Source organism: Streptomyces sp. SAS_270 (assembly GCF_052543295.1).
On the sequence record NZ_JBMNDS010000053.1, the window covers coordinates 64,111 to 72,871 of the forward strand.

Annotated in this window: 8 protein-coding genes; 5 read left to right on the plus strand and 3 right to left on the minus strand. The window is 69.6% G+C overall.

Going from position 1 to position 8,761, the window contains the following annotated elements:
* Positions 1–50 precede the first annotated feature (50 nt).
* The gene (locus ACN6LB_RS29670) at positions 51–2,096 is read left to right on the plus strand and encodes a cell wall-binding repeat-containing protein (RefSeq protein ID WP_445028547.1); all 2,046 of its coding nucleotides are present in this window, start codon (positions 51–53) and stop codon (positions 2,094–2,096) included.
* Here the strand turns inward: ACN6LB_RS29670 and ACN6LB_RS29675 are convergent.
* Positions 2,074–3,297, minus strand: coding sequence for a THUMP-like domain-containing protein (locus ACN6LB_RS29675; protein WP_445028540.1), 1,224 nt, complete (start codon positions 3,295–3,297; stop codon positions 2,074–2,076). The two genes, ACN6LB_RS29670 and ACN6LB_RS29675, sit on opposite strands and share 23 nt — an antisense overlap.
* Before the next feature lie 90 nt (positions 3,298–3,387).
* Here ACN6LB_RS29675 and ACN6LB_RS29680 point away from each other — a divergent pair, with 90 nt between their 5' ends.
* The 4 genes from ACN6LB_RS29680 to groL all read left to right on the plus strand — a co-directional run bounded on the left by ACN6LB_RS29680 (position 3,388) and on the right by groL (position 7,005).
* Positions 3,388–4,362 carry a polysaccharide deacetylase family protein gene (locus tag ACN6LB_RS29680; RefSeq protein ID WP_445028541.1) on the plus strand — a complete coding sequence of 325 codons (975 nt, stop codon included), beginning with the start codon at positions 3,388–3,390 and terminating at the stop codon, positions 4,360–4,362.
* A gap of 10 nt (positions 4,363–4,372) precedes the next feature.
* Positions 4,373–4,633, plus strand: coding sequence for a hypothetical protein (locus tag ACN6LB_RS29685; protein WP_445028542.1), 261 nt, complete (start codon positions 4,373–4,375; stop codon positions 4,631–4,633).
* A 314-nt stretch (positions 4,634–4,947) separates the two neighbouring features.
* Positions 4,948–5,256 carry a co-chaperone GroES gene (gene groES, locus ACN6LB_RS29690; protein WP_356131536.1) on the plus strand — a complete coding sequence of 103 codons (309 nt, stop codon included), beginning with the start codon at positions 4,948–4,950 and terminating at the stop codon, positions 5,254–5,256.
* A 120-nt stretch (positions 5,257–5,376) separates the two neighbouring features.
* Positions 5,377–7,005, plus strand: coding sequence for a chaperonin GroEL (gene groL / locus ACN6LB_RS29695; RefSeq protein WP_445028543.1), 1,629 nt, complete (start codon positions 5,377–5,379; stop codon positions 7,003–7,005).
* 68 nt (positions 7,006–7,073) lie between these two features.
* Here groL and ACN6LB_RS29700 read toward each other — a convergent pair whose 3' ends face one another.
* Positions 7,074–7,781, minus strand: coding sequence for an ester cyclase (locus ACN6LB_RS29700; protein WP_445028544.1), 708 nt, complete (start codon positions 7,779–7,781; stop codon positions 7,074–7,076).
* A 98-nt stretch (positions 7,782–7,879) separates the two neighbouring features.
* Entirely contained in the window at positions 7,880–8,653 is a 774-nt protein-coding gene (locus tag ACN6LB_RS29705) for an SDR family NAD(P)-dependent oxidoreductase (protein ID WP_356131545.1), read from the minus strand.
* Positions 8,654–8,761 lie beyond the last annotated feature (108 nt).

Consider the following 8,761-nt stretch of genomic DNA (forward strand, 5'->3'; position numbering starts at 1 on the left):
GGCTACATCGATCTGGTTCATTGATCCGTGGGGGGTCACTCAACTTGAGCATGTTCACGCGCCGCCGTGCCGGCGCGCTCGCGACCGCGGCGGTGCTCGCCGCCGTGGGCACCCTGGCGACCGCGCCGGGCGCTGCCGCCGACGACGCCGGGCCCTGGGCGGGCACCGAGGGCAAGATCCTCACCGACGGCCCGTCGCTGATCAACCCGGCCACCGGTACGGCGACCGAAGTGCCCAACCTGGCATACGCGGACTCCGCGGCCTGGGCGCCGGACGGCAGCCGGTTCATCGCCGCGCAGAGCCAGATCGCCAGCATCAGGCCGAGCGGAGCCTCGAAGATCACCCTGCCCTGGGCCACCGGCGTCCGCGCCAGTGCCTCGTACACGGACCTGACCTACTGGTGGGGCGGGCGCTACATCGTCTTCTCCACGGCCGGCCAGCTCGTCGTGGGCCCCTCCGACGGCTCCTGGGCGCCCCACCCGCTGCTGACGGACGCCCAGGAGCCGTCCACGGTCTGCGACAACGACCCGACCGTCAGCTCCTCGGGCAAGCTCGCCTTCGAGCGCCGCAAGAACTACGGCTGCTACGACAACGACGGCATCTGGGTCTACGACGCGACGGCGAACACCGTGAAGCGCGTCCTGACCAACGCCGAAGAGCCCGACTACTCCCCGGACGGCAACCGCCTCGCGTTCACCCGGATCGTCGACGGCTGGCGGCAGATCTTCATCGCGAACGCCGACGGCACCGGAGTGAAGCAGCTCACCACCGAAGCCCGCCACCACGGCGCCCCCTCCTGGTCGCCGACCGGCAAGCGGATCGTCTTCGACGCCGACACCTCGAACGACAGCGGCAGCGTGCACACGACGGAGTACGTCGACGTGGCCACCGGCGCGTTCACGAAGGTCGGGGGCCACCAGAGCGGCCACTTCGGCTACAACCCCTCCTGGCAGCCGCTGCGCAAGAACGGCACCGGCCGGGTCTGGGGCACCGACACCTACGACTCCAACATCGCCTCCTCGCGCTGGAGTTGGAACACCGTCGGCCAGAGCCGGCCGGGCCTGCTGGACGCCAAGGCCGCGGTGCTGATCAACCGGGACGACTCGGCGTACTCGCTCACCGCGCCCGCACTGGCCGGCAAGAAGCGCGGGCCGGTGCTGATGACCCCGAAGAGCGGGCTGTCGTCGGCGGTGAAGACCGAACTGAAGCGGACGCTGAAGCCGGGTGCGAACGTCTACCTCGTCGGCGGCACGTCCATCCTCAGCAGCACGGTCTCCGCGCAGGTGACGTCGCTCGGCTTCACCCCCAAGCGCCTTGCGGGCGTGTCCCGTTACTCGACGTCGGTCGCGGTGGCGAAGTCCATCACCAGCAGCCCGGAGTACGTGTTCCTGGCGACGGGCACCGACTACCACTCCGCCCTCGCGGCGGCGTCCGCGGCCGGCTCCGACGGCACGAGCAGCACCGCCACCGTCGTCCTCAACGACGGCAACAAGCTGACCGACTCGGTGAAGGGCTACCTCAACGGCCTGAACCCGGACAAGACCATGGTCATCCCGGTGGGCGCCTCGGCGAAGTACGCGCTGACGCACACGTACCTCTCCCACTGGCCCTCGACGTACACGTACTACCCGATCACCGCGAGCACTCACGAGGCGACCTCGGTCGCCGTCGCCAAGTTCTGGTGGACCGCGCCGAGCCAGGCCGCGCTCGCCTACACCAACACCTGGCGCGGCGGTGTCTCGGCCGGTGCGGCGATGAACGTCTACGGCCCGGTGCTGTGGACCTCGCGCGACACCTTGTCCGGCGACGCCAAGAACTACCTGCTGCGCGAGTCCGCGAGCGTGCAGTTCGTGGCCGGCTTCGGCGGTACGGGATCGATCGCGTCGGGCACGCTGGACACGGCGGGCGCCTCGATCAGTGCGAGCAGCAGCCAGTTCGTCTACCACCCGTACTACAAGGGCGTGGAGCCCGCGGACACGCGGCAGAGCACCTTCGCGCTGCGCACGAACGACGGCGCGGCGCACACGGTGGAGCGGTCCGGGCCGGTGGGCGCCGAGCCGAACCTGGACGCGCTCAGGACGGTCCGGCACCAGTAGCGGTTGCCGCGCCGGTAGCGGCGGACGGCTTCGCGGGTGCCCCGATCAGCATGGTCGGGGCACCCGCGACCCGCGTCAGGAACACGGTCGCGGAGTGCGGTCCGTGCCCCTTCGGCAGCACCTTGCGCCGCAACTCCTCCGGCTCCACGGCCGACCCGCGCTTCTTCACCGTCAGCACCCCGACCCCGCGTTCCCGCAGCAGCGCCTTCAACTTCTTTATGCCGAAGGGGAGTTGATCGGTGATCTCGTACGCCGTCGCATACGCAGTCGGGCGCAGTTCGTCCGCCGTGACGTAGGCGATGCTCTCGTCGACGAGCCCGCCGTCCAGTTCCTCGGCGACCTCGGCGACCAGATGGGCGCGGATGGCGGCCCCGTCGGGCTCGTACAGGTACCGCCCCACCGGCCGTACTCGAGGATCGGGCAGCCCGCGCCCGCGCAGGACGCGCGGCCCGGGAAGCAGGGTGGCCCGCACGAGCCCCGGCTCCGTGCCGAACCACAGCACGGCCTCCTTCACGTCCCCGCCGTCCGAGATCCACTCGGCCTCCGCCTCGGCGGGCACGGCCTCGTGCGGAATGCCGGGGGCGACCTTCAGCGCGGCTCTTGGTGCCTTCAGGGCCGCCTCGACCGCCCATGACAGCGGCGGCGAGTACGCCTCGGGGTCGAAGATCCGGCCTCGCCCACCGCGCCGCGCCGGGTCCACGAAGACGGCGTCGTACGACGACGTGTCCACCTCCGTCACATCCGCCTCGCGCACCTCGATCAGGTCCCCCAGCCCGAGCGCCTCGGCGTTCGCGCGCGCCACCGCCGCCGTCAGCGGGTCCCGGTCGACGGCGAGGACCCTGATACCGGCGCGGGCCAGCGCGATCGCGTCGCCGCCGATCCCGCAGCACAGGTCCGCCACGGACCGCACGCCCAGCTCCTCGAACCGCCGGGCGCGGTACGCCGCCACGCTCGTCCGCGTCGACTGCTCGACCCCGTTCGGTGTGAAGAACATCCGCTCCGCGTCCGCGGCCCCGAACTTCGCCGCCGCCCGCTGCCGCAGCCGCGCCTGGCCGAGCGCCGCCGAGACCAGCTCGACCGGGTGCTCGCGGCGCAGCCGGGTCGCGACGGCCAGCTCCTGCGCCGGGTCGGTGCCGCGCACCTCGTCGAGGAGGGCGCGGCCCTCGGGGGTGAGCAGGGCGGCGAAGGAGAGGTCGTTCACCAGGTCATTGTGGGCCAGTCGGTGGACGGTGTGCTTCCGGCCGCGGTGTCGGGGCCCCGCGCGGGCCGTGGCCTGGGAAGATCCGGCCCCATGCGACTAGTAGGACAAAATGAAGAAAACCGTATGAAGCTCGCAGGCCGGGCGCGCCGTCCCGCGCACGCACGGCGCAGGAGACGGCCGCGCGCCCGCGCCCGCGGCGCGATCGCCGTACTCGCCGTAGCCGCCCTCGCCTCCGGCTGCGCCGAGAACACCCCCAGCGCCCGCGTACGGCCCGCCCCCGGCCAGCAGCCACTGAAGGCACCGCCCGCGCGCGCCCTGGACACGTACGCCTCCCACCTGCGCGCCGCGTACGCCGCGCGCGTGGCCGCGGCGAAGCGCTGGGGCCTGGCGAAGGTCCCGCTCGCGGCACCGGCACCCCCGGCGCGCAAGCCGCTGATCAAGGCGCGCAAGGGCTTCGAGGTGGACGGCCAGGAGGATCTGCCCCCGGTCTTCACCACCATCCCCACCAAGGACAGGGTCGTCTTCCTGACCATCGACGACGGCGCCGAGAAGGACCCGGCGTTCCTGCGGATGATGAGCGAGCTGCGGATCCCGTACACCGCCTTCCTCAGCGACTACCTGGTGAAGGACAACTACGGCTACTTCAAGAAGATGCGGGACCGCGGTGTCGTACTGAACAACCACACCCTCCACCACCCGTACCTTCCCGGACTCTCCTACGAGCGTCAGAAGCACGAGATCTGCGGCATGCAGGACATCATGGCCAAGCAGTACGGAAAGCGCCCGAAGCTCTTCCGTCCGCCCTATGGCAACTACAACGAGGACACCCTGCGTGCGGCGAAGTCCTGCGGCATCAAGTACGCCCCGATCTGGGACGAGGAGGTCTACGTCGACCACTGGGAGTACCGCGAGTGGGACCAGGACCTGCACCCCGGCGACATCGTCCTCACCCACTTCCGTGGCCGGAAGGACTGGAAGGGGACCATGCCCGACATGGTCCGCCGCTTCCTGAAGAAGGTCACGGACGAGGGGTACGCGGTGGCGCGACTGGAGGACTACCTGTGAAGGACCGACCATGAGACCGCGCGCCCTGGCCGCCGCGCTGCTCGCCCCCCTGCTGCTCGCCCCGCTGGCCGGCTGCGCCCAGTCCGTCGACCCCATCGAACGCCTGGGCAAGAAGGCCGCACAGCGGGTCCGCCCGCACGGCCCGACCGTCGCCGACTACCGCCGCCGAGGCCTGCCCGCCCCCCACGCCCCGACACGCCCCTCCTCACCCACACCGTCGACCACGAAGGCGCCCACGAGACCGCCCACGCCGACACTCCGGCCGCGTTAGCCGTCCGGTGCCGAGGGCATTTCAGCCCGTCCGGCGTTTGAGGACGAGCGCGTCAGCGCGACACGGGGGTCTGGGGGCGGAGCCCCCAGGGGCGGCCCACCCCGGCCCCGGGCGCCCAAAACCTGCCGCCGCGCCGCAGGCAATTGGCACTCCGCTTGACCGAGTGCTAATCGCGGTCATAGTCTCGGGTCTGGCACTCCCCCCTGGAGAGTGCCAATAGCGACGGGCAGATCCGGCACCCGCGACGACGGATCCACCTGGTCGCCACCTCAGACAGTTAACCCCGTGAGATCTCCGAAGGGGGAGGTCGGATCGTGACGACCACCAGCTCCAAGGTTGCCATCAAGCCGCTCGAGGACCGCATTGTGGTCCAGCCGCTCGACGCCGAGCAGACCACGGCCTCGGGCCTGGTCATTCCGGACACCGCCAAGGAGAAGCCCCAGGAGGGCGTCGTCCTGGCCGTGGGCCCGGGCCGCTTCGAGAACGGCGAGCGCCTGCCGCTCGACGTGAAGGTCGGCGACATCGTGCTGTACAGCAAGTACGGCGGCACCGAGGTGAAGTACAGCGGCGAGGAGTACCTCGTCCTCTCGGCTCGCGACGTACTCGCGATCATCGAGAAGTAGTTCACCTTTAAGCAGACAGTGCTTTGAACTGCGCCCCTGGCCCCCGCAATCGCTAAGAAGCCGGGTGCCTGGGGCGCAGTTTCGTTCTCCCTAGATTTCCGAGAGGGCTGAATCGCTCCCATGGCGAAGATCCTGAAGTTCGACGAGGACGCCCGTCGCGCCCTCGAGCGCGGCGTCAACAAGCTTGCCGACACGGTCAAGGTGACGATCGGCCCCAAGGGCCGCAACGTCGTCATCGACAAGAAGTTCGGCGCCCCCACCATCACCAACGACGGTGTCACGATCGCCCGCGAGGTCGAGCTCGACGACCCGTACGAGAACCTCGGCGCCCAGCTGGTGAAGGAGGTGGCGACCAAGACCAACGACATCGCGGGTGACGGTACGACCACCGCCACCGTGCTGGCCCAGGCGCTCGTCCGCGAGGGTCTGCGCAACGTCGCGGCCGGCGCGTCGCCCGCCCTCCTGAAGAAGGGCATCGACGCCGCGGTCAAGGCCGTGTCCGAGGAGCTCCTCGAGACCGCCCGTCCGATCGACGACAAGTCGGACATCGCCGCCGTCGCCGCGCTCTCCGCGCAGGACTCGCAGGTCGGCGAGCTCATCGCCGAGGCGATGGACAAGGTCGGCAAGGACGGTGTCATCACCGTCGAGGAGTCCAACACCTTCGGCCTGGAGCTGGACTTCACCGAGGGCATGGCCTTCGACAAGGGCTACCTGTCCCCGTACATGGTGTCCGACCAGGAGCGTATGGAGGCCGTCCTCGACGACCCGTACATCCTGATCCACCAGGGCAAGATCAGCTCCATCCAGGACCTGCTGCCGCTGCTCGAGAAGGTCATCCAGACCAACGCCTCCAAGCCGCTGCTGATCATCGCCGAGGACGTCGAGGGCGAGGCCCTGTCGACCCTGGTCGTGAACAAGATCCGCGGCACGTTCAACGCGGTCGCGGTCAAGGCCCCCGGCTTCGGTGACCGCCGCAAGGCCATGCTCGGCGACATCGCCACCCTCACCGGTGGTCAGGTCATCGCCGAGGAGGTCGGCCTCAAGCTCGACCAGGTCGGCCTGGACGTGCTGGGCACCGCCCGCCGCGTCACGGTCACCAAGGACGACACGACCATCGTCGACGGCGGCGGCGACAGCGCCGACGTCTCGGGCCGCGTCAACCAGATCAAGGCCGAGATCGAGAACACGGACTCCGACTGGGACCGCGAGAAGCTCCAGGAGCGCCTCGCGAAGCTGGCCGGCGGCGTGTGCGTGATCAAGGTCGGCGCCGCCACCGAGGTGGAGCTGAAGGAGAAGAAGCACCGTCTGGAGGACGCCATCTCCGCGACCCGCGCCGCGGTCGAGGAGGGCATCGTCTCCGGTGGTGGCTCCGCGCTCGTCCACGCCGTGAAGGTCCTGGAGGGCAACCTCGACAAGACCGGCGACGAGGCCACCGGTGTCGCGGTCGTGCGCCGCGCCGCTGTCGAGCCGCTGCGCTGGATCGCCGAGAACGCCGGCCTGGAGGGTTACGTCATCACCTCCAAGGTCGCCGAGCTCGACAAGGGCCAGGGCTTCAACGCCGCGACCGGCGAGTACGGCGACCTGGTCAAGCAGGGCGTCATCGACCCGGTCAAGGTCACCCGCTCCGCCCTGGAGAACGCCGCCTCCATCGCCTCCCTGCTCCTCACGACCGAGACCCTGGTCGTCGAGAAGCCGGCCGAGGAGGAGGCCGAGGCCGGTCACGGTCACGGCCACGGGCACTCCCACTGACGTACGTCGGTAGGTAAGCAGCAGGAAGGCCCGGCACTCCAGGAGTGCCGGGCCTTTCCGCTGCCGTACTACTGCTCCAAGGCGTCCAGCGCCCCGAGTTGGGCCATCAGCCCGAGCCGGTCGTACTCCCACCAGCCCTCGACGATCTTGCCGTCCTCACGGCAGCGGAAGATCGTCGAGCCGGTCATGGAGACCTTCTTGCCGGTCGCCGCAAGGCCCATGAAGTCACCCTTGTGGGTGCCGCTCCAGGTCCAGCGGGTGCAGACCCGGTCGCCCTCGGAGATCTGGTCCTCGACGGTGAACGTGAACGAGAACCCGCCGCGCCACATCTCCATCTCGCGCCGTATCGCGTCCCGCCCCATGGTGTCCTGCTCGTTGGCGGGATCGTGATCGTGGTAGTCCTCGGCGATCAGGCCGTCGAGCGGCGGGAGTTCACCGCTGGTGCCCATCTCCTCGAAGAGTCTGCGGATGTTCACCGCGTACAGATCGTCGTCCCGCACCACGTCCAGATCGGTGAACGTCGGCATCTCGTCGCACAGCGAGACCATCTCCCGGAAGATCCGGTCGGTCTCCGGCAGATTCGAGTTCCGCATCGCTTCCTCGTACGACGGGAACTCCACGATCTCGATGAAGTGGGAGTCGTCGGACCGGTCCTTCCCGATGACGCTGTGCGTCGCGGTCCGCTTCCCCTTGGTCTGCTCGACCCATGTGTCCATCAGCCGGTCCATCTCGTCGAACCGACTGGTCCTGCAGTCTATGAGCTGCACAAATGTCATGGCGCCGCCTCCGGCCCCCCTGGGTCCGGTCGATGACCTCATTGTCCCACCGGTACGGCGACGCCACCCTGCGCCATGACAGCTCGTACGTCCCCCGGCTACTGAGGCCCGTACTTCCGCCCCGTCCTCGACGTGACCCCGCCCAGCAGCGCACGCGGAGTCACCTTCACCACGCCCATGAGCGCCTTGTAGCGCGGGTCCGGAATGGACAGCGACCTGCCGCGCGCCAGGTCCCCGAGCGCCGCCGCGACCAGCTTGTCCGCGTCCAGCCACATCCACTTGGGGATGTTGTCGGTGCCCATCCCGGCACGCTCGTGGAACTCGGTGCGCACGAAGCCGGGGCACAGCGCCATCAGCCGTACGCCACTGCCCGCCAGATCCTTCGCCGCGCCCTGCGTGAACTGCACGACCCACGCCTTGGACGCCCCGTACGTACCGCGCGGCACGAAAGCGGCCACCGAGGCGACGTTGACGACACCGCCCCGGCCGCGCTCCCGCATGGCCTCGGTCGCGGCGGAGGTCAGCCGGAGCACCGCCTCGCAGTGCACCTTGAGCATCTTCAGCTCGTCGGCCATCGACACGTCGAGGTAGCGGCCCTTGTTGCCGAAGCCCGCGTTGTTCACCAGCAGGTCGACGGCGTTCTTGCGGTCGCCCAGCCGCGCGGCCACGGCTTCGATGCCGTCGTCCGTCGCCAGGTCGGCCGTCAGCACCTCCGCCTCGATGCCGTGCCGGTCGTGCAGTTCGGTGGCCTGCTCACGCAGCCGCTTGGTGTCGCGCGCCACAAGGACGAGGTTGTGGCCATCGGCCGCGAGGCGCCGTGCGAAGGCGGCGCCGATGCCCGCGGTCGAACCCGTAATCAGAGCCGTTGTCATGGGGAAAGATTAGACGTCATCTCATTTGGTTCTGTAGGCTGCCGGTCGTGGTCTCGATCGTTGAGCGGCTGGTGCCGGATGAGTTGTGGGAACTGTTCCAGCGGGTGG